General features: G+C 44.6%; 20 protein-coding genes. 13 read left to right on the top strand and 7 right to left on the bottom strand.

Annotated elements, in window-relative coordinates:
* Nucleotides 1-5: 5 nt before the first annotated feature.
* Nucleotides 6-1,112 carry a M20/M25/M40 family metallo-hydrolase gene (locus tag AACV32_RS14050; RefSeq protein WP_094166319.1) on the bottom strand — a complete coding sequence of 369 codons (1,107 nt, stop codon included), beginning with the start codon at nt 1,110-1,112 and terminating at the stop codon, nt 6-8.
* A gap of 559 nt (nt 1,113-1,671) precedes the next feature.
* Here AACV32_RS14050 and hppD point away from each other — a divergent pair.
* Genes hppD through maiA form a run of 4 tightly spaced genes read left to right on the top strand, consistent with a single transcriptional unit; the run spans nt 1,672 to nt 5,538 of the window.
* Nucleotides 1,672-2,745, top strand: a complete 1,074-nt coding sequence (gene hppD / locus AACV32_RS14045) for a 4-hydroxyphenylpyruvate dioxygenase (RefSeq protein WP_094148041.1) — start codon at nt 1,672-1,674, stop codon at nt 2,743-2,745.
* On the top strand, nt 2,738-3,868 hold the full coding sequence (locus tag AACV32_RS14040) for a homogentisate 1,2-dioxygenase (protein WP_170895302.1): 1,131 nt from the start codon (nt 2,738-2,740) through the stop codon (nt 3,866-3,868). The genes hppD and AACV32_RS14040 overlap by 8 nt, the downstream gene beginning before the upstream one ends.
* Before the next feature lie 9 nt (nt 3,869-3,877).
* Nucleotides 3,878-4,891 carry a fumarylacetoacetate hydrolase family protein gene (locus AACV32_RS14035; RefSeq protein ID WP_170895301.1) on the top strand — a complete coding sequence of 338 codons (1,014 nt, stop codon included), beginning with the start codon at nt 3,878-3,880 and terminating at the stop codon, nt 4,889-4,891.
* On the top strand, nt 4,888-5,538 hold the full coding sequence (gene maiA / locus AACV32_RS14030) for a maleylacetoacetate isomerase (protein ID WP_017050525.1): 651 nt from the start codon (nt 4,888-4,890) through the stop codon (nt 5,536-5,538). The genes AACV32_RS14035 and maiA overlap by 4 nt, the downstream gene beginning before the upstream one ends.
* 40 nt (nt 5,539-5,578) lie before the next feature.
* On the opposite strand, the gene AACV32_RS14025 is transcribed toward maiA, so the two are convergent.
* From AACV32_RS14025 to AACV32_RS14015, 3 genes are all read right to left on the bottom strand, one after another.
* The gene (locus tag AACV32_RS14025) at nt 5,579-7,090 is read right to left on the bottom strand and encodes a M28 family metallopeptidase (protein ID WP_170895300.1); all 1,512 of its coding nucleotides are present in this window, start codon (nt 7,088-7,090) and stop codon (nt 5,579-5,581) included.
* A 189-nt stretch (nt 7,091-7,279) separates the two neighbouring features.
* Nucleotides 7,280-8,113, bottom strand: coding sequence for a CPBP family intramembrane glutamic endopeptidase (locus tag AACV32_RS14020; protein WP_017050523.1), 834 nt, complete (start codon nt 8,111-8,113; stop codon nt 7,280-7,282).
* 118 nt (nt 8,114-8,231) lie between these two features.
* The gene (locus AACV32_RS14015) at nt 8,232-8,939 is read right to left on the bottom strand and encodes a glycerophosphoryl diester phosphodiesterase (RefSeq protein ID WP_017050522.1); all 708 of its coding nucleotides are present in this window, start codon (nt 8,937-8,939) and stop codon (nt 8,232-8,234) included.
* A 165-nt stretch (nt 8,940-9,104) separates the two neighbouring features.
* On the opposite strand from AACV32_RS14015, the gene AACV32_RS14010 reads away from it, so the two are divergent.
* From AACV32_RS14010 to AACV32_RS13970, 9 genes are all read left to right on the top strand, one after another.
* On the top strand, nt 9,105-9,881 hold the full coding sequence (locus tag AACV32_RS14010) for an MBL fold metallo-hydrolase (protein WP_170895299.1): 777 nt from the start codon (nt 9,105-9,107) through the stop codon (nt 9,879-9,881).
* A gap of 155 nt (nt 9,882-10,036) precedes the next feature.
* Nucleotides 10,037-10,810 carry a DUF3450 domain-containing protein gene (locus AACV32_RS14005; RefSeq protein WP_017044732.1) on the top strand — a complete coding sequence of 258 codons (774 nt, stop codon included), beginning with the start codon at nt 10,037-10,039 and terminating at the stop codon, nt 10,808-10,810.
* On the top strand, nt 10,807-12,147 hold the full coding sequence (locus AACV32_RS14000) for a MotA/TolQ/ExbB proton channel family protein (RefSeq protein ID WP_094124351.1): 1,341 nt from the start codon (nt 10,807-10,809) through the stop codon (nt 12,145-12,147). The genes AACV32_RS14005 and AACV32_RS14000 overlap by 4 nt, the downstream gene beginning before the upstream one ends.
* Nucleotides 12,147-12,695, top strand: coding sequence for a MotA/TolQ/ExbB proton channel family protein (locus tag AACV32_RS13995; protein WP_017050519.1), 549 nt, complete (start codon nt 12,147-12,149; stop codon nt 12,693-12,695). Before AACV32_RS14000 ends, AACV32_RS13995 begins: the two co-directional genes overlap by 1 nt.
* Complete coding sequence (locus AACV32_RS13990) at nt 12,692-13,096, top strand: ExbD/TolR family protein (protein ID WP_013856855.1); 405 nt, start codon at nt 12,692-12,694, stop codon at nt 13,094-13,096. The genes AACV32_RS13995 and AACV32_RS13990 overlap by 4 nt, the downstream gene beginning before the upstream one ends.
* Nucleotides 13,096-13,716, top strand: a complete 621-nt coding sequence (locus AACV32_RS13985; RefSeq protein WP_017050518.1) for an energy transducer TonB — start codon at nt 13,096-13,098, stop codon at nt 13,714-13,716. Before AACV32_RS13990 ends, AACV32_RS13985 begins: the two co-directional genes overlap by 1 nt.
* A complete protein-coding gene (locus tag AACV32_RS13980) occupies nt 13,713-14,897 on the top strand; it encodes a tetratricopeptide repeat protein (protein ID WP_017050517.1) in 1,185 nt (394 codons plus the stop codon). The genes AACV32_RS13985 and AACV32_RS13980 overlap by 4 nt, the downstream gene beginning before the upstream one ends.
* Nucleotides 14,898-15,054: 157 nt before the next feature.
* Nucleotides 15,055-15,918, top strand: coding sequence for a patatin-like phospholipase family protein (locus AACV32_RS13975; RefSeq protein ID WP_017050516.1), 864 nt, complete (start codon nt 15,055-15,057; stop codon nt 15,916-15,918).
* A 180-nt stretch (nt 15,919-16,098) separates the two neighbouring features.
* Nucleotides 16,099-16,947 carry a DNA ligase gene (locus AACV32_RS13970; protein ID WP_170895298.1) on the top strand — a complete coding sequence of 283 codons (849 nt, stop codon included), beginning with the start codon at nt 16,099-16,101 and terminating at the stop codon, nt 16,945-16,947.
* Nucleotides 16,948-17,025: 78 nt separating this feature from the next.
* On the opposite strand, the gene AACV32_RS13965 is transcribed toward AACV32_RS13970, so the two are convergent.
* From AACV32_RS13965 to AACV32_RS13955, 3 genes are all read right to left on the bottom strand, one after another.
* Nucleotides 17,026-18,396, bottom strand: a complete 1,371-nt coding sequence (locus AACV32_RS13965) for an MATE family efflux transporter (protein WP_026027236.1) — start codon at nt 18,394-18,396, stop codon at nt 17,026-17,028.
* 252 nt (nt 18,397-18,648) lie between these two features.
* Nucleotides 18,649-18,852, bottom strand: a complete 204-nt coding sequence (locus AACV32_RS13960) for a CPXCG motif-containing cysteine-rich protein (protein WP_010320526.1) — start codon at nt 18,850-18,852, stop codon at nt 18,649-18,651.
* A 157-nt stretch (nt 18,853-19,009) separates the two neighbouring features.
* Complete coding sequence (locus AACV32_RS13955; protein ID WP_013856861.1) at nt 19,010-19,876, bottom strand: fructosamine kinase family protein; 867 nt, start codon at nt 19,874-19,876, stop codon at nt 19,010-19,012.
* Nucleotides 19,877-20,072 lie beyond the last annotated feature (196 nt).

Genomic DNA, 20,072 nt, shown 5'->3' with positions numbered 1-20,072 from the left:
AAGGCTTATTCGGTCAAATACGTTGTTAGGAATTCTGCAATCTTCACCATATCACTGATCGCAATATACTCTTCGGTGGTGTGAACTTTCGCCATGCCCGTTGACAAATTGACGGTCACTAATCCTTTTTCGTTAAAGTTGTTTGCATCACTGCCTCCACCAGTACGTTTGGTTTTTGGTGCAATCCCAACCGATTCAAAGCTCTTTTTGATCGCAACGATATGCGGATGCTCTTCATCCAATACAAAGGCGTTGTAAGCACGAGTAGATTCAATCTCAACCTGCGCGCCATGCTTGTGCGCCGCGGCCTGAAATGTTGACACCATATGTTCAACTTGTAGGCTCAACTTATCATCATTCAATGAACGGGCTTCAGCGACAATTCTAAGATCAGGCATGACGATATTCGTTGCGCCACCTCCATGAACAAGGCCGATATTCGCCGTGGTTTCCTCATCAATACGCAGCAATTTCATTTGGGTAATCGCATCGGCTGCGACGGCGATAGCGCTAATACCTTCTTCAGGAGCAAGGCCTGCGTGTGCGGGTTTGCCTTTTATATTAACGATGATTTTTTGCTGCCCTGGGGCGGCTTTAACGATGGTTCCTATTGGACCACCAGTGTCGAGTACAATCGCCTTAGCCGATTGAATATGAGACATATCAAAGTGTTTGGAGCCTTGTAGCCCGCCTTCTTCATGGACGGTGAATGCAATTTCAATGGTTTTATGAGGTTGTTTTTGCGCTTTAATCGTTCGGATCGCCTCCATAATGGCCGCAATACCCGATTTGTCATCGCCGCCTAAAATGGTGTCACCGTTAGAGCGAATGACGCCATTTTCAATGACGGGTGTGATACCAATCCCCGGTTTGACGGTATCCATGTGACAGCTCAGTACGACACTGTCATCGAGTTGTCCTGCTAGGCGAGCATAAAGGTTAAAGCCATTGGAAACATGTTCAGGTACGGGCAGTTTTTGGACTGAAAAACCAAGCTCACCCAATTGTTCAGACAGCGTTTCTGCAATCTGTTTTTCGTTACCCGATTCGCTGTCAATTTGAATTAGTTGTAGAAAGTGCTCAACCAAGCGCTGTTCATTTATCATGGTCATTTTGTTATCTCGTAGGAAACAGAAGCCATACCATATCGCGTGTGGATGACGCGATGTTCTGCGATAAATCAAAGAAGCACGACAAAACAACCGAATTTTTCGCTTACATATAGCCAATGGCTATTGTTTTTAACTTAATGATTCACTTGTGTTGGCCTAATGTTTTGTTCGTGTAGCTCGACATATAAAAATCATGTGCGCCTAACACCTCGCCCGATTGTGTGTTTTTTGCCGGAGGCAGTGTCGGCTTTTGATAAATGTAGCTAAAATGTTACGCCGTGCTATTTATCTTACTGAGCAACTGGTTATGATTGACTTGTGATTAACGTGGCCAATTAAGTAAAAGTGCTTATTATTCAGTCAAATAAAAACAAATCATCTCTGTGAAATTCGCTAATTTACTATCCTACTGCTCATTAATAGATTTGTGTAACATTTTAATTACATTGACACTATTTGTTCTCCGCTAAACCGTTTTTTGTTATAGGGTTCATTTTTGCTGAAAATTACGCCATGTTCGCAATACTCAACACAAGCGTTAACAAAAAAGGAGCGTGAGATGACCTCAACATTTAACCCATTGGGAACAGACGGTTTTGAATTTGTGGAGTACACCGCGGCTGATCCCGCTGGAATCGCGCAGTTAAAAGAGCTGTTTACTTCTCTTGGCTTTGCTGAGATAGCCAAACATCGCTCAAAAGAGGCGTGGTTATATCGTCAAGGGGATATCAATTTTATCGTTAACTCTCAACCCCATAGCCAAGCTGCAGCGTTTGCCAAAGTGCATGGACCTTCAGTGTGTGGGATGGCGTTTCGCGTTCATGATGCATCTGTCGCCATGCAGCATGTGCAGGCAAATGGCGGGCGAGAATACAAAACACAAATTGGCCCGATGGAACTGAGTATTCCCGCGATTTATGGAATTGGCGATAGCTTGCTTTATTTTGTCGATCGTTATGGTAGCCAGAGCATTTATGATGTGGATTTCAAGTTCTATGCCGATGCCAAACAACGAATGACTCACGCCAATGTTGGCTTGTTCGAAATTGACCACTTAACGCATAACGTCAAACAAGGCCACATGGACGTTTGGTCTGGCTTTTATGAGCGGATCGGTAACTTCCGTGAAATTCGCTATTTTGATATTGAAGGGAAGCTAACGGGGCTAGTTAGCCGTGCAATGACAGCGCCTTGCGGCAAAATTCGCATCCCAATTAATGAATCGTCTGACGATAAATCACAAATAGAAGAGTTTATTCGTGAATACAATGGTGAGGGGATCCAACACATCGCTTTATCCACTGATGATATCTACCAGACGGTACGTACTCTGCGCGAACGAGGGATGGATTTCATGCCAACACCGGATACTTACTACGAAAAAGTCAGTGATCGAGTTGAAGGGCATCAAGAAGATGTTGATCAGTTAAAAGCGCTGCGGATCCTGATTGATGGTGCACCGATGAAAGATGGAATTTTGCTGCAAATATTTACTCAAACCGTCATTGGCCCAGTCTTTTTTGAGATCATTCAACGCAAAGGCAATGAAGGGTTCGGGGAAGGTAATTTCAAAGCGTTATTTGAGTCGATTGAAGAAGATCAAATTCGACGAGGAGTACTCAGCGATGCATAAATGGATCACATTTCCTCATCGAGAAGGGGTATGTTCAAACCAAGCTCATGCCGACTTCCCGCAAGAGGCCATCTATGAAAGAGAAGCAGGACGCAGTGGCTTTTTTGGCCCTGCGGCCCATTTCCATCACCAACATGTACCGACAGGGTGGAGTGAATGGCAAGGTGAGTTAAGGCCGAGAGCCTTTAATTTTAATTTGATCGAGCAAGCCAAACAAAGTTCACCGTGGAGCGTGCCGCATCTATTGCATAATGCACAATGTAAAGTCCGAGTATGGAGGCTGGCTCAAGCGATGGATCATTTAGTGCGTAACGCCGATGGGGATGAGTTACTTTTTATTCATCAAGGAAGCGCTGATTTTTATTGCGATTACGGGCATTTGAGCGTTTCACAAGGAGATTATGTGTTGATCCCGCGCTCAACCAATTGGCGGCTTGAGCCAAGTGAGCCGATGTTCATTCTAATGATAGAGAATACGGATGCGGCGTATGCTTTGCCAGAAAAAGGGCTAGTAGGGAACCACGCCATATTCGATCCTGCGGTTTTGCAAGTCCCGTCGATTAACCCAGAGTTTAAAGCGCAGTATTCAGAAAAGACCACCCAAGTTCATTTAAAACGTCATGAGAAAATCAGCGTCATTACTTATCCATTTAACCCATTGGATGCAGTAGGTTGGCACGGTGATCTTTCCGTGGTGAAACTCAACTGGCGAGACATTCGGCCGTTGATGTCGCATCGCTACCATTTGCCGCCCTCTGCTCACACAACCTTTGTTGGCCAAGGTTTTGTGGTCTGCACCTTTGTGCCTCGGCCGATTGAGAGTGACCCCGGCGCTTTAAAGGTTCCGTTTTATCATAACAATGATGATTACGATGAAGTGCTCTTCTACCATGCGGGTGATTTCTTTAGCCGCGATAATATTGAAGCTGGCATGGTCACTTTTCATCCTGCCGGGTTTACCCATGGCCCACATCCGAAAGCGTTCCAAGCTGGGCAAGAGCATAAGAAAAAATTTACCGATGAAGTGGCTGTGATGATTGATACGCGGCATGCATTACACTTTAGTGAGGCGGCGCAGCAGGTTGAAAATCAACAGTACGTCTACAGTTGGAAGAGCGAATAAGGAAGTGACATGAAGTTAGCTACGCTAAAAAACGGCACAAGAGATGGTTTATTGGTAGTGGTCAGCCATGACTTATCAAAATGCGTTGCTGTGCCTGAGATTGCCGAGCATTTACAGCAAGCCTTAGACCGTTGGCAGGAAACCGCACCGATGCTCAGCGAAATTTATACGGCGCTGAATGAAGGCGAATTGCTGCAAGAGATGCCGTTTGATCAAACCTTGTGTCATTCGCCGCTGCCTAGAGCGTATCAATGGGCTGACGGTTCTGCTTACGTCAACCATGTCGAGTTGGTACGAAAAGCACGAGGTGCGGAGATCCCTGAAAGCTTCTGGAGTGATCCGTTAATGTATCAAGGTGGTTCGGATGCTTTTCTTGGACCGCGTGATGATATTCAAATGCAAGATGAGGCATTGGGAATTGATTTTGAAGCCGAAGTGGCCGTGATCACCGATGATGTCAGAATGGGTGCAACCCCAAGTGAAACTGCGCAAGCGATTCGATTGGTGATGTTGGTTAACGATGTGTCGCTGCGTGGTTTGATCCCTCAAGAGCTTGCTAAAGGATTTGGTTTTTTTCAATCCAAACCGTCTTCAGCATTCTCTCCTGTCGCTGTGACACCCGATGAACTAGGCCGCTATTGGGACGGCGGAAAACTCAACCTGCCATTGCTATCAACCTATAACAATAAACCATTTGGTTGCCCCAATGCTGGCGTGGACATGACGTTTGAATTTCCACAGTTAATTGCTCACGCAGCAAAAACGCGCCCCTTGTGCGCGGGCACTATTATTGGTTCTGGTACAGTTTCCAATAAACAGGGAACCGATTTTGGCAGTGCGATTGCTGAAGGGGGAGTCGGCTATTCATGCATTGCAGAAGTGCGAATGATTGAAACCATTCGGGACGGTAAACCAAGCACCGAATTTATGAAATTTGGTGACAGGATAACGTTAGAAATGCGTGATGATAAAGGGAACAGCCTGTTTGGTTTAATCGATCAACGCGTGGTGAAAGGGTCATGAGTGGCCTCAAGTTATATGGGTATTGGCGCTCTTCAGCCGCTTACCGAGTACGCATTGCACTTCACCTCAAGGCGCTCGATTACCAGTCGATTGCTATCCATTTAGTTAAGGAGGGCGGAGTGCAACATTCAGCCGAGTTTAGCGCTCTCAATCCGAGTGAGTTAATTCCGGTACTGGAAGATAACGGACATTGCATTACTCAGTCGTTAACCATCATCGAATATTTGGATGACCAGTATCCCCAAGTACGTTTGGTTCCGCTATCAGGTAAAGAGAAATATCAGGTTAAAGCACTGGCGCAAGACATTGCTATTGATATTCATCCACTGAACAATCTACGAGTTTTACAATATTTAACGCGTGAACTGGCCGTGGATGAAAGTCAAAAAGGAGACTGGTATCGGCATTGGATAGCCACGGGGTTTTATGCCTTGGAAAAGAAATTGGCGACAGTATCAGGGGAGTACTGTGTTGGTGATCAACTGAGCTTAGTGGATGTTTGTTTAGTACCACAAGTGTATAACGCGGAGCGCTTTAATCTTGATATGGCGCAGTTTCCGATCATCAAACGAATCACTGCTGAGCTTCGTGCTCATCCGGCGTTTATTGCCGCTGCACCAGAAAACCAGCCCGATGCTGAGAGTTAATCGAAAAGCCAGCCTTGCGGCTGGCTTTTCTTTGCGCTGTTTATTGAGCATTCGCCACTAAACTTGCATTGCTGTAATTGTTGTATCCATGCAGCAAAATAGAATAGCGGCCCGGTTGAGCATTGGAGAACTGACACGTTTCATTATTGCCACTGCGATAAGGACGGCAGTCGTATTGCTGTAGATCGGCATCAGTTTGATACTTAACGTATAAATCGGCATCGCCGCTTCCCCCTGACAATACAATACTCAAGTTGCCCGCTTCCTGCAGTTCGAATTGATACCAGGTTTTGCTATTTCTGCTGGCCGATAAACCGTTCACAGGTACGCCATTTTTCAGTTGATTGCTCGGTGTAGGAGGTGTTGAGGCGTTACCCATTTCAACCACATAAGCCAATCCAAGTTTAGTAAATTTCACCGCATGAAATCCTGTTGGGTCGGAATTTTGCAGAGTGTCTTGCGGGCTATGAATATTAGGGTTGTAATCATTAAATTTGGATTCAAAAGGCATCGCAGCTGGGTAACCAACCGCATGCCAAGAGGCATGATCAGAGCAGGCATAACCACAGGTATCAAATCCATAGGTTAATGACGGTAAATATTCATCCAATAGTTGTGTCAAATACTGGGTAAAATTACTGTCGGTGTAATCGCTCATAAACACAATATCTTCGCGTGAACCTTGGTAGTTAGTCATGTCTAACTGCATCACAGACATTACTTTTTTACCTTCGGCTTTAAAACGATTGGCTAAGTCTTGTGAACCTCTAAGGCCCACTTCTTCAGCAGCGTAAGCCATGAAAGCGATGCTGCGTTTAGGACGAAAATTTTGCTCAGACAACAAACGGATGATTTCTGTCACGCCCGCGATACCTGATGCATCGTCGTCCGCACCCGGCGCAATACTGCTTTCGTTGGTTCGAGAACCAAGTGTCGAGTCTAAATGCCCGCCAATCACCACCCATTCGTCAGGTTTTTCAGAGCCTGTAATTGTGAGCATTACCGATTTCTGGTTGTAGCCTGAATGTGTGATTTGTTCTACTTTGCTTGCGGGCAGTGACGCAGAGAGTGAGCGCCAATGATCTGCAATCCAATTCGATGCTTGAGCACCAGTCGAGGTGGTATAAAAGCGATTTTTAAACTGGGTTAAGGTGGTGATGGTACTGGTGATTTGTTGCGCTGATACTGATGGCAACCAAGCATTAACGGTGGTTTGCTGAGTGATCTCCGGTGCACTGAAAGCGTTTAGATTCAGCGGCATTGCGCTGACACTCATCGCACTTTGTGCAGAAGGGTGCACCATATAACCACCACATCGCTGATGATTTTCGTGCATTTCATGTGAAAGCGTCGCTAACTCGCTTACTGGTACTTGCCCAACCCATACTGATGTTTGATTGATAAGATTTTCAGGTAATAGGCTTTGGGCTCCAGAGCGAAGCGCCGTTTGCGTCGCGTCACCACCAATGGAAATCCACACCTTTTCTTCTGCATAAGCGGTACTGAAACAGCCTGCTAGCGCAATCGCCAATAACGTTTGTTTCTGATTCATTCTCTCCTCCCTGGAGTATTATTATCAACATGACGTTGACCATAAACCCTAGGCCAAAAATAGGAATAATGAGAACAATTCGTTTTATACTCAGTTGTTCATAACGGTTGTCACTAAACTATCAATAAGGTATTTCATCGACTGATAAAAAGAAAAAAGCCAGCGAAAACTTCAGCTGGCTTAGAGGTTTTAACGCTGTACCCATACTGGATAAGTGAAGAAAATAAGGTGGGAAAAATTAAAGAGAAAGTGGAAGAGTACAGCCGTCCATAAACGCCCGCTTAGATGATAGATCGCGCCGTAGCCAATACCAGCTAATGTAGCAAATAGCGCCAAAGTCACGCCGCCAGAAAAATGCGCAAGACCAAATAGGGTACTAGCGAGCGCAATACCGAGCCATAGACCGAATTTTTCACTAACGGCTTTTTGTAAATAGCCCCGGAAAAATGCTTCTTCCACCACACAGGTTAACAGTAAATTATTGAGAGCAAAGAGCCACCACCAAGTCGGTAAAGATAACTCGGGCTTAATCGCGCCAAGCGCCCATGCGACAAAAAGCAAAGCAAAAAGAGGAATCGACACTTTACCGATCGCGGCCCAACGAATGGTTTGATGGTTGCCAAGGAGTGGCGGCCAAGCGAGTAGCAAAGCAAAAAATACCATAGGTTTATCTAGGTTCAAGTAGAGACGAAAGGGGGCACTATTTGCACCAGCAAGCACATTATCCAGCACTTTAGGATTATTAAAACCAGGAATAGCATGCAGCAGCAGTGCAATTGCCCATAATAGCAACGCACCATGAGCAAACCATTTCCAGCGGCCTTTCAGTTGTGGAATGTAATAAGCACCACATAATCCAATGGTGACATACAGCAGGGCCATTAACGATAATCGGTCTGTGAACCATCCGCCCACTAACGACAGTGCTAGCAAGGCGAATGCTGGACGTAACTGCTTTTGAAAACTGAAGATAATGGCAAAAAGCAGCGGGATCCAAATCCATAACGATGAGTCAAGTATCATAGAGAGTACCTTAGGAAATCATCCATATTATTTAGTGATGACAGAGTGGAAGAGTGGCGCATTATGAAGAATCATTCTCAATAAAGAGATTCTACCAGTCAGCTAAACGTTTGCAGGCTTACAAAAAGCACTGTGGAGCGTCACTAAAAATGGCGTCAACCGAGTTAAGATGTTTGAACTTTTTTGGATTATTCACCGTGTAGCACCAAATTTGGTAACCCGCTTGATGTAACTCGGCAATGTGTTTTGCACTGATCCATTGATAATTAAGGTTACAGCCAAAGGCGTCAATTTCGGCTAACACTTGCTTATCTTTACGCGTTAATCGCTCGCTCAACACCGCCAATTTATAACCCGGACAATGCTGATAAAGCTCGCGCATGATAGCGTGGCTAAAACTGGAGAGAACAATCTGTTCATTCGGTAATCCACATTGATCCAGTTGCGCTTTAAGTTGAGCAGCGACTTGAGCAACATCGTGTTTATCCACTTTGACTTCAATGTTTAAACCAAGGCTGTGCTGCTTTGCGAGTGTCAGCAACGTCTCTAATGTCATGATGGGTTCGCCTGCAAATTGAGGATCAAACCAAGCGCCAAAATCGAACTGTTGTAATTGCTCAAGCGTATAAGAATCAATGCGCCCTTTACCATTACTGCAACGATCAATGGTGTGATCGTGGCAAACAACCAATATGTGATCTTGAGTCGGTTGCACATCCACTTCAACCCACTTTAGGCCTAAATCAATAGCGGCTTGCACACTCACTTGCGTATTTTCAGGGTAATGGCCAGCCACTCCGCGGTGGCCAATAATCATAGGCTTCATAGCGTTATCTCTACACAATTAAAACCGGCTCAGCATAGCGCGCGCCTTCTATTTTGTCTTCAAATTGATGGAAATGAGAGACGACGCGCTTTGGACATCACTTTCGCTAATGCTATGCTTATCCAACATCAGGCAGGAGGTCTGATCTGTCAAGTAGGGATAACGGTGAAGCTGCATACGATCAAAGGCTATATTCAGAATATGTATCTGGCTGAATATCCAGAACGATTATTACTGCTAGACGGTGCAAGTCGAGCGGACATTCCTACGTTGCAGTACTTCATTGAGAATGAACTGAACCGTCCTTTTTCTCATCTTCATACCGTTGTGGTAACTCACATGCATCCAGATCACGCTGGAGCAGCTCATCAATTGCGTGCATTAACGGGTTGTAAAATCATCTCTGCCAATAAAGATCATGATTGGTATCGTGGTTTGGACGGATTTTGTATGCATCTAGCCGATCTTGCGCTTGCGCGTTGGATGGCGAATCGCCTAGGCCGCCCGCGGCAGAATTTATGGTATCCACGTGTCTTAAAGCCTGACATTAAGCTCAACGATGGCGAGACTATTCCTCATTTTAACGAATGGCAAATCTTAGAAACTCCAGGGCATACCGACCGAGATTTATCTGTCTACCATGCACAGCAAGGCATTGTGTATGTTGCCGATTTAATGGTTGAAGTGAAAAAGCAGTTGATTGCCCCTTTTCCTATTTTCCATCCCAATCAATATCGCCAGTCACTTGAACGGATCTTCAAGCTCAACCCAGAAACACTGCTTCTTGCACACGGCAAAGAGGGGCGTTTGAGCGAAAAAACCTACCAACACCTGCTAAATACCGCACCTATACGGCCCATCACACATTGGCGAGTGGTCAAAATAAAAGTCAAAAGTTTAATGAAGTCTGTTTGGCAATTTGGGGTCAGTAAAGGTAAATAAAGGGTAGGTGGCTTTAAAACTCATCAACAAAGAGTGTTCGCCGCATACTGTGGTTGTTTGCACCGGAAAAAATCGTTAGAATGCGATCCTTGATGATAATGAGAGCTTTTATCAACAAGGTGATAACACTTCGTTGAAGGTAATGAATAACGTCTATGAATCTTTTAAAAATCAGCTTGTCCTTGGTGGCGACTACCAGTTTGTTCGCAGTAAATGCTTCTACACTCAGTGACGCGAATGCCATCCAAAATAAAACCAATTCGGCTTCAGTCGCTAGCCAACAGAACATCAATCACAGTTCTCAATCAGCGTTGCTGATGCAAGCTGATATCGATCAGTTAAAAGAAGAAGTGAAAAATCTCACTATTTATCGTAATCACTTGGCATCGCTGGTGGAAAACCAGAATCAGGAAGCGCAAAGTCTATCGTCACAAATTGATGAGATAAAACTGACTCGCCAAGGCATCGTTCCTTTGATGTATCAGATGATCGACGGGCTACGTACCCTAATCGAAAACGACAAACCATTAAAGCGCGAAACGCGTTTAGAGCGTTTAGAAAAGCTGGAATCGATGATGGTACGATCGGATGTCAGCGATGCTGAAAAATACCGCCGTATTCTTGAAGCGTACCAAATCGAAATTGATTACGGCACTAAACTGGGTGTTTATCAAGGCGCAGTGGTGCTCAATGAAAACAAAACCATTGAAGCTGACATTTTGTACGTTGGCCGTTTATCGCTGGTGGCTCGTAGCTTAAATGGCAAACAGTATTGGAGCTGGAGCCAAAACTCGCACCAATGGACCAATGTCGATAGTGGGCTATATGCCGATTTAGATACCGCTTTCAAAATGGCCAACAATTTAATCACACCGAACTTAATGACGGTTCCTGTTTCACTTGAGTTAGTAGAGGAGCAAAGCAAATGAAGATGGTTTTCTCTCTCTCATCACTCTGTTTAACACTATTGGCTTTCAACAGCTTTGCTTCTACGGAATTAGTCAGCAGCGCCAAAGTGGAAAACAAACAGCAGCAGCAGCACAATATCGAACGCGAAGCGGGTTTTAAACAAACCGAACAGCAGCTACGCCGCGCCAAAGCAGAGCTAGAAGCTCAGCGCCAAGATTTACAAGCGCAAGCGGATAAGCTAAGCACGCAATTCAGTAATAATGAAAACCGACTAGCACGTTTAGAAGAGCAGCTTCGCTTAGAAACAGGAAGCCTTGGAGAGCTGTTTGGTGTGGTACGCCAAAATGCCAAAGCATTAAGCAGTGAATTGGAATCTTCCATCACTGCGGTTGATCGCCATCAGTATACATCGCGGGTACAAGAAATTGTCGCCGCAAAATCTTTACCCTCGATGCCGCAGCTGACGGGGTTATGGCACAGCTATGTTGAACAGATCATCGCCAGTGGTGAGCTAAGCCGCGTTCAGATCGCATTTATCAATGGTGACGGTGTCACGAAAAATGTGGCCGCTTATCGTATTGGAACCTTTGGTTTGGTGACAGAGCAAGGTTATGTCAAATGGAACGGGGATAAACAAGCCGCCACCGCTTATTTGAAACAACCGGACAATGGACCGATTTTCTCTGGCCTAAATACGGGGGAAATCGAAAGCTTAGTGGTCGATCCTTCGCGTGGCATCATGCTTGAACAGCTAGCCCTTACACCAACATTAGCCGAACGGCTACAAATGGGTGGTGCGGTTGGTAACATCATTTTGGTACTGCTTGGTATTGGTTTAATCATCGCTTTCTATCGCGGCTTCGCATTGGTGATGACTCACCACAAGATCAAAGCGCAGCTTAAAGATGTACAGAAAATTGGTAATAACCCATTGGGGCGTGTACTCAGCGTCTATAACAAAGAGCAAAATCGCAGCGTAGAAGCGTTGGAGCTGCGCTTGCTGGAAGCGGTGGTCGATGAACAAGCGCATTTGGAAAAAGGTTTATCGATGCTGAAGTTATTAGCTGCGATTGCGCCGATGCTTGGGCTATTGGGTACGGTAACCGGCATGATTGAAACCTTCCAAGTGATCACACAATTTGGTAACGGTGATCCAAAAGTAATGGCGGGCGGTATTTCAATGGCCTTGGTGACTACCGTTCTGGGTTTAGTCTCTGCGATTCCACTATTATTAGCTCATAATATCTTAAGCTCTCAAGCCGAAAATATTCGCTCTATTTTAGAAAAACAGGGTATTGGCCTCGTTGCTGCGCAAGCAGAACAAGAATGCCAAGCTTCAATGAGGAATGCGGCGTAATGAACAGCGTATTGCCAAGCGCACTGCTCAGCAATGACTGGCTAACAACCTTACAGCAGTTTATGCAGCAAGGGGGTATCGTCTTATGGTGGCTAGCTGGGGTGGTGGCGCTTTATTGGTTGTTGATCATCGAACGCGTACTGTTTGTGGTATTGAGCTTTCCTAAATATCGAAAAGGGTGGTTAGAGCAATGGCATCAACGCGCGGAACACCATTCATGGTATGCCCATGCCATTCGCGAGGGTTGGCTTGGTGAAGCACAGCAGATGCTGCGCCACAACCTTAACATGATCAAACTGCTCGTGACACTTTGCCCAATGTTAGGGCTACTCGGCACAGTCACCGGAATGATCTCTGTGTTTGATGTGATGGCAAATCAAGGCAGTAGCGATCCTAAATTGATGGCATCTGGCATTTCATTGGCCACATTACCGACAATGGCCGGAATGGTCGCGGCCCTTGCGGGCATGTTTGTGCATGCTCGTCTTGCAAAAAAGTGTCATCTATTTGAATTAAAATTAGAAAAATCGTTAAGGAGTTTGCGATGAGATTAGGCAGACGCCAACCAAGAAATGATGAGGCGCAGATAGACTTAACATCGATGCTCGACATCGTCTTTATCATGCTGATTTTTTTCATTGTCACCAGCTCATTTGTTCGTGAATCAGGTGTTGAGGTTAACCGTCCTCAAGCTTCTCACGCGGTGAGTCAGAAAGATGCGGGTATTTTTGTCGCTATCAATGCATCCAATGATATTTACATCGACAAACGCTTGATTGATGTTGAACGTGTAGAGGCCACCCTAGAACATCTGCTGCTCGAACAACCAGATGCGGCGTTAGTGATTCAAGCGGATGAACATGCTTATAACGGTACGGTTGTTAAAGTGATGGATGCGGCCAAAGGGGCCGGAGTGAAAAATATCGCATTGGCGGCGGAGAAACGTTAATGGGACGTTTACTGCTTGCTTTGCCAATTGCAGGAGCGATTTCGCTGGCGTTGTTCAGTTTTATGGCGTGGATGGTGGATAACGGTAACCAACGCGCTGTAAAACCAACTCAAGCACTGCGATTTAACATGGTGATGATGGAACAAGAACACGATTTACAGCGTCGCCAACGTAGCGTTCCGGAACCTTTAAAGTTGCCTGAGCCGCCACCGCAAGCACAAGTGACACAGTCACAAACTACTGCTACGGCCGCTACATCACTCACTAGTTTACCAGCTTTGGGTTTGGATACCGCGCTTAATGGGGTGGCGATTAGCGCACCAACCTTTGGTGATTTTGGCTCAAACCAGCAAGCAATGCCGTTATATCGTGTCGAGCCTGTTTATCCAAGCCGAGCTCTAAAGCGAGGTGTAGAAGGTTTCGTTACATTAAGCTTTACCATTGATACAACAGGAAAAGCCATCGACATCAATGTCGTCGATGCCAATCCTAAACGTATGTTTGAGCGTGAAGCGATGCAAGCGCTGAAAAAATGGAAGTATCAACCTCAGATTGTTGACGGCAAAGCCATTGAGCAGCCGGGACAAACCGTGACTGTGGAGTTTAAAATTGCCAAATGATGAAACGTATATTGATTGGCTTATCACTTGTTATCGGCTCGCTCTCTTTAAATGCGAGCGAATTAAGTGCGACAACAGTCCTGAAAGTGCAAAAAGCACAACAATTTGCATTAGAAGAGAACCTCACTCAAGCCATTGAGGTACTGAGCAGTGTTGAAACGTCACGTCTTTACGATAAAGCATTTGTCGCCCGGATGCTTGGTGTGTTTTATTGGCAAAGTGGTCAGCCCAAAGCGGCAGTCAAACAGATCAAGTATGCTGTAGAGAGTGGAGAGCTGCAAGATGAGCAGGCATGGACCACCGAACGTATGTTGGCTGATCTGTATGTCAATGAACAACAATTTGAAAAGGCGTTACCGCACTACTACCAATTATTGAAATCCGTTCCGCCTTCACAGAAAGTAGACGATCTGTGGTTGCGTATCGCACAGACCCACTACCAAATTGCACAATGGAAAAAAGTGCTGCATGCGTTGGATAAATACCAAACCGTGACACCACTTAATACTAAAAATCCATTATCACTTAAATTAGGTGCGCAGCTTCAGCTAGAACAGTGGAATGCGGCCATTCCAACTTTAGAAAAGCTGATCATGCTGGAGCCTAACCAAGCCAGTTGGTGGCGACAGTTAGTCGGTTTACATCTGCGTTTAGATCAGCGTCGTCAAGCATTAAACAGTTTAGCGTTAGCCAAATTACAAGGTGTGGAACTAACCGATAAGGATAAACACTTGCTCGCGCAGTTGTATGCGCAAAACGGCATTCCAGAACGTGCGGCGCAAGTTCTGCAAACATTATCTGATGCTGATCAAGACTTAACTTTACTGAAAGAGCAAGCCACTTACTGGCAGCAAGCCAAAGAATGGCAATCAGCGATCAGAACATGGACAAAAGCAGCTGAACAGGATGAGCAATATTATTGGCAAGTGGCGCTGCTGTACAACCAGCAAGGGCAATTTAAAGAAGCGTTACAGGCGTTGGATAAAGTCACCACGCGCGAGAAAAAAGCCGATGTCGCGTTAGCGCGAGTTCATGCGCTGTACAAACTCAATCAACTCGATAATGCTCTATACCAAGCCAAGCAAGCTGAAAACCTAAACCCATCAAGCCATGCCAAAGGATGGATCAAATTCCTTTCTCGTTTACAAAAAGTTCAGCAAGCGCAAACGGCTAATATCTGATCATAGCGCCTCATCTGCCCGATGATGAGGCGTCTGACCTTTTACGATTTTTGAATCGTCATTATCAAGACTGACATTGGTTCGGTTTTGCCTATCTTAGTGATAAAGAGAACCTATTATTGTCTTTCTGATTTTTTCCGTACCATAACGTTTAACGATGAAGTACAGAGAGAGAATCATGATGAAAGCGTTAGTGGTTGAAGGTGGTGCGATGCGCGGCATTTTTGCCAGTGGAGTCTTGGATAGTTTTTTACAACATCAGCATAACCCATTTGATTTTGTATTAGGTGTTTCAGCTGGAGCTTCAAACTTAATCGGCTACCTTGCGAAGCAACCGAGACGCAGTTATCACGTTGTAACTCAGCTTGCCACCGACCGTCTTTTTTTTAACCCAATTCGCTTTATTAAGGGGGGAAATCTCGTCGATGTGCGTTGGCTAATCGATGAGTCCAACCGACGTTATCCGATTAATGAAGACAAACTGTTTAACTCAGTCCCTTTCTTTGCCGTTGCAACCAATATCGAAACGGGTAAAGCCGATTATTATCGAGTGACTCAAGAAAACTTGAGCACGGCCATTGAAGCCACATCCGCTCTACCGATAGTTTATAAGCACACGCCTTGTTTCCATGGTGGTTGCTACACTGATGGAGGGGTTGCTGACTCGATCCCTGTTAAAGAAGCGTATCGCCGTGGAGCACGAGATATTACGGTTGTTTTATCACATCCACTTAGCTATATCATGTCGCCCCCTAAAAGTAAGTGGATGATGAAAAAACTCTTTTCACGTCATCCAAATATGGCTAAATCAATGCTATTTCGTGCGAAACATTACAACCAATCACTTGAATTTATTCGTAACCCACCTTCTGATGCCATCATTCGAGTAATCGCGCCACCTGAAGGGTTTCCCGTTAAGAGATTGACGATGAAGTTACCGTTGCTCAACATAGGCTATGACATGGGCTTAAAAGCAGGGCAAAATCATTTGGAGTGGCTTGAATACACACGTGCAGCCTAAAAACGCTTAGGTTCAAAAGGCTGATAAAACACTATCTACATGTCGTAGCTGTCTATGTAATAAGCTGTTTTTTAGAGATGATTGAGTATGAATTTCATCGCAATTTATCTTGTTTATGGTTTTCATATGAGTGGTACGTGCTAAGTATGTACCACATTTTGATTGATCGAGCCTGATGGCATGCAACTAAAACTATCATTACTCTCCATCGCTTTATTGAACACAATTTCTGTCACTGCAACGGAAAACTCTCAGATGTTTATTCCGGTCACAGCAGCCAATAGTTACCAACATGGCATTGATGTTGCTGAGTACTGGAAAAGTGAAAAACTGGATGGAATTCGCGCTGTCTGGAATGGACAATATCTTCATACGCGTAATGGTAATAAGATCAATGCGCCTGCTTGGTTTACTGCACCATTACCTAATAAAGCATTAGAAGGAGAGCTTTGGGCTGGACGAGGTCAGTTTCATCACGTTCAACAAACGGTATTGGATACCATACCAACCGATGAAGCGTGGCAAAGCATCCGCTTTATGTTGTTTGATATGCCTGAAGCGATCGGTGACTACCAAAAGCGATACCGCAATCTCATCCACTTATCCTCACTCATGAATGCTCAGCACATTACCTATATTGAACATTCACCAATTCACTCAGAAAAAGAGCTGCTTGGGTATTTAGACAACGTAAGTGATGGGCAGGGTGAAGGGGTGATGCTGCGAAAAATTAATGCCCATTACCAAGCCGGCCGCAGTAACGATTTACTTAAGCTTAAAAAACACCAAGATGCTGAAGCTACGGTCATTGGTTATAAACTGGGTTCTGGCAAGTACCAAGGTATGATGGGATCAGTGCTAGTGCGCTTAGAAAACGGTGTTGAGTTCTATATCGGCAGCGGTTTTTCTGATGAGATCAGAAATAATCCGCCAAAGATCGGATCCATTATTACTTTTCGTTTTAATGATCTCACTGCAGAAGGAAAACCAAGATTTGCACGTTTTATGAGAGAAAGGCCAGCAATATAAATAAGGCCAGACAATGTCTGACCTTATTATTGCATCACAACGCCTTTTCGCCACGTTGAAATTCAGAGAATCAAGCTGTTATTTCGATGCAAAATCGAGTTGCACGCTATCGGCTTGTTGATGCATCCAGTGTAAGCGGATACCCAGCATTAAAGCAGCAGAAGATAAGCCAACGATAAATCCTATCCAGAACCCACTGGCACCCATAGGTTCGACAATGAAATCTGTCATTGCTAATACATAGCCCGTTGGCAAGCCAATCATCCAATAAGCGATAAAGGTACGATTAAAAATAGCCGTCATGTCTTTATAACCACGTAGCGCTCCTGCTGCAACGACTTGAATCGCATCCATACATTGATAAATAGCCGCAAAAATAAGCAACTGCATCGCCATGGCTACAACGGCTTGGTTTTCCGTATAAAGCAAAGCCACATATTCACGAAATAGGACCGTTAACGTCGCCGTGATAATTGCAGTAGATAAACCGACTAACAAGCCAACCTGTGAAGCGATGGTTGCCCCTTCAATATTTTTTTCGCCCAGCTTATGGCCAACACGGATGCTCACTGCCGCGCCGATACTCATCGGTAACATAAAAATTAATGATGAGAAATTCAAAGCGACTTGGTGAGCCGCCACCACCAATGAACCGAGTGGAGCGACCAACAATGCGACCACAGCAAATAGAGTAACTTCAAAAAATATCGCTGCCGCCACAGGAAAACCAAGCTTGAATAAGCGAATTTGCGCTTTCAATTGTGGTTTATGGAATTCACCAAAGATATTAATGTGCGCCATGCGTTTAGAAGTGACGACATAAAACAGCAGCATAAAAAACATCAACCAATAGACAATTGCCGTCGCCACACCACAACCTACACCGCCTAGCTCTGGTGCGCCAAATTTTCCGTATACGAAAATCCAGTTAAGTGGAATGTTAACTAATAAGCCCGCGAAACCAATCACCATAGCGGGTTTAGTCAGTGAGATACCATCCGTGAAACTGCGCAATGCTTGAAATAGTAAATAAGAAGGTACGGCAAACATCACGGCGTACATGTACCCGTTAGTTTTTTCAGCCATCAACGGCTCAATATCCATCCACCCCAAAATCCATTGAGTTTGAAAAAGAACACCAATAATGGGAATAGAGACAAACAAAGCTAGCGCTGCGCCTTGCTGTATTTCAAAAGGAATTTTCTTTTGCCGCCCTGATCCGTTGAGTTGCGCTACCACAGGAACCAACGCCATTAACAACCCAACACCAAACAGAATCGAAGGTAGCCAAATACTCGCCGCGATCGATACCGCAGCCATATCAATCGCACTCACACCACCAGCCATGACAGTATCTACAAAGCCCATTCCAGTTTGAGCAATAGAGGCAATCAACACAGGTGTTGCCAATTTGATTAAATTTGAAGCTTCTTGTTTATAACGATGCACAAATATCTCCAGAGGAAGGACAAGCAAAAATCGCGACCAATAATCAACTTATCGCGTAGGCATGGATGATAAAGAAATGTCACACTAAGCTCCATGAAAAACTGATGAAATTACCTAATGTTTATTGGGAAGGTTGCTCGTCGCGCTGTATGTGGTGAAATCTATTTTAGATAAAGCTTGATTAGGCTAGATAGGAGGGCTTGGCGTGTTGCACGTAACCATTAAGAAGAGCGCTTGCCAAGCGCTCACTTTTTAAAAGATTTGTTCATCATCGGCATCAACAAACAACTCTATTTTGTCTAAACGTTCATCGACCATCATATTGAGATGAATCGCATGGCAACAGGCGGGGCAATCGTCATAAAACTCTTGGCTACCATTTGATGCATCTAGGGTGATCCTAATGGAATGACCGCAGTGAGGGCAGTTGACCATTCTTTCCGTATAATTTTTCATATCTCTTTCCTTACATCCTTGGAGATACCTTAATAGTAAGTCGCTAAGTTCCTTTAAGCGGCAAATTAAGTTCAAACTTTGAATTGGCCCATAAAACAACAAAAGAGCCATTTATTAAGGCTCATTTGTTGTCTATACAGTTCGGTTGTTTACACCGTTAAAAGGAGAGGATTTTCTTGATCAAACTTTCCGCTTCGACCAGATAGTGGCCACCAAATTGATTGTAGTGATTGAGGACATGATAGAGGTTATAAATATTCTTACGTTCCACATAGTCCAAACTCAAAGGTAAGATGCTCTCATAGCCTTGGTAAAACTCAGGTTGAAAACCTTCAAATAATTCTGTCATTGCGATATCGCATTCACGATCACCCCAATAACAAGCAGGATCGTAGCAAATTGGACCAAATACCGAGTTTGCCACATTCCCATGCCACAAATCTCCATGCAGCAGAGATGGGCGAGGGCTATGGTTAGCTAAGCGAGATTGGACAACGTCGACCAACTCGCCGATATTGAACAGTTCAATCCCTTTTTCACGTAACAATTGCAATTGCCAGCCGATACGTTGTTCCGCAAAAAAACGACCCCATTTTTTGTCCCACGGATTTGGCTGCAAAGTGGAACCAATATAATTGTCTGCATCAAACCCATACTCTTTTTGTTCTCCCCATTGATGCAGTTTGGCCAGTTGTACACCGAACTCATAGCTGTTCGTCGCGTTATCTAGGGGTTTGGTTGGTAGATAGTTTAGAACAATGAAAGCATGATTTTTACTGGTTCCAATCATCACTAGCTCGGGAACCTGTACTGTTGACGTTTCACGAAGCGAACGTAGGTTTTCACCCTCAATCTCAAACTTAGCTAAGAAGTCTCGTGTGTTCACTTTAACAAAATAGCGTTGCTCGCCATCGCTGATCATGTAGCAATCACTAATGTCACCACCGCTGACTTTTTCTTTTTCAACAGGGTTAAATTCAAACATGAGCGTATCGGATAACTGCTGAATGAGAGTTTGCCACATAACGACCTCTGCCTTGATTTACTTAATAATTCGTAGTTTAGGTCATGGTTACGAATATTTCAGAAGTGCGTGACACATAATTTAGCCACTTTCCTTTTGAGGGAGCACCAATGCTCATAAATGTGATTAAGTGCAAGAATTTGCAGATGCGAATACAGAAATAGTATTAAAAATAACGCTATATTTTTCATAAGTT

Origin of the sequence: Vibrio sp. B7 (genome assembly GCF_963888765.1) — a bacterium.
GTDB lineage: Bacteria > Pseudomonadota > Gammaproteobacteria > Enterobacterales > Vibrionaceae > Vibrio > Vibrio anguillarum.
Note: the sequence above shows the minus strand (reverse complement) of the source record. Positions and strands in the feature narration are given on the sequence as shown.

Coding starts and splice junctions, on each gene's coding strand:
- AACV32_RS14005 (WP_017044732.1), top strand. CDS start 10,037: ATGAATCTTTTAAAAATCAGCTTGTCCTTGGTGGCGACTACCAGTTTG.
- AACV32_RS13980 (WP_017050517.1), top strand. CDS start 13,713: ATGATGAAACGTATATTGATTGGCTTATCACTTGTTATCGGCTCGCTC.
- AACV32_RS13975 (WP_017050516.1), top strand. CDS start 15,055: ATGAAGTACAGAGAGAGAATCATGATGAAAGCGTTAGTGGTTGAAGGT.
- AACV32_RS13995 (WP_017050519.1), top strand. CDS start 12,147: ATGAACAGCGTATTGCCAAGCGCACTGCTCAGCAATGACTGGCTAACA.
- AACV32_RS14015 (WP_017050522.1), bottom strand. CDS start 8,939: ATGAAGCCTATGATTATTGGCCACCGCGGAGTGGCTGGCCATTACCCT.
- AACV32_RS13985 (WP_017050518.1), top strand. CDS start 13,096: ATGGGACGTTTACTGCTTGCTTTGCCAATTGCAGGAGCGATTTCGCTG.
- AACV32_RS14035 (WP_170895301.1), top strand. CDS start 3,878: ATGAAGTTAGCTACGCTAAAAAACGGCACAAGAGATGGTTTATTGGTA.
- AACV32_RS13970 (WP_170895298.1), top strand. CDS start 16,099: ATGCAACTAAAACTATCATTACTCTCCATCGCTTTATTGAACACAATT.
- AACV32_RS14050 (WP_094166319.1), bottom strand. CDS start 1,112: ATGACCATGATAAATGAACAGCGCTTGGTTGAGCACTTTCTACAACTA.
- AACV32_RS14020 (WP_017050523.1), bottom strand. CDS start 8,113: ATGATACTTGACTCATCGTTATGGATTTGGATCCCGCTGCTTTTTGCC.
- AACV32_RS14040 (WP_170895302.1), top strand. CDS start 2,738: ATGCATAAATGGATCACATTTCCTCATCGAGAAGGGGTATGTTCAAAC.
- AACV32_RS14025 (WP_170895300.1), bottom strand. CDS start 7,090: ATGAATCAGAAACAAACGTTATTGGCGATTGCGCTAGCAGGCTGTTTC.
- AACV32_RS13960 (WP_010320526.1), bottom strand. CDS start 18,852: ATGAAAAATTATACGGAAAGAATGGTCAACTGCCCTCACTGCGGTCAT.
- AACV32_RS13955 (WP_013856861.1), bottom strand. CDS start 19,876: ATGTGGCAAACTCTCATTCAGCAGTTATCCGATACGCTCATGTTTGAA.
- hppD (WP_094148041.1), top strand. CDS start 1,672: ATGACCTCAACATTTAACCCATTGGGAACAGACGGTTTTGAATTTGTG.
- maiA (WP_017050525.1), top strand. CDS start 4,888: ATGAGTGGCCTCAAGTTATATGGGTATTGGCGCTCTTCAGCCGCTTAC.
- AACV32_RS13990 (WP_013856855.1), top strand. CDS start 12,692: ATGAGATTAGGCAGACGCCAACCAAGAAATGATGAGGCGCAGATAGAC.
- AACV32_RS14000 (WP_094124351.1), top strand. CDS start 10,807: ATGAAGATGGTTTTCTCTCTCTCATCACTCTGTTTAACACTATTGGCT.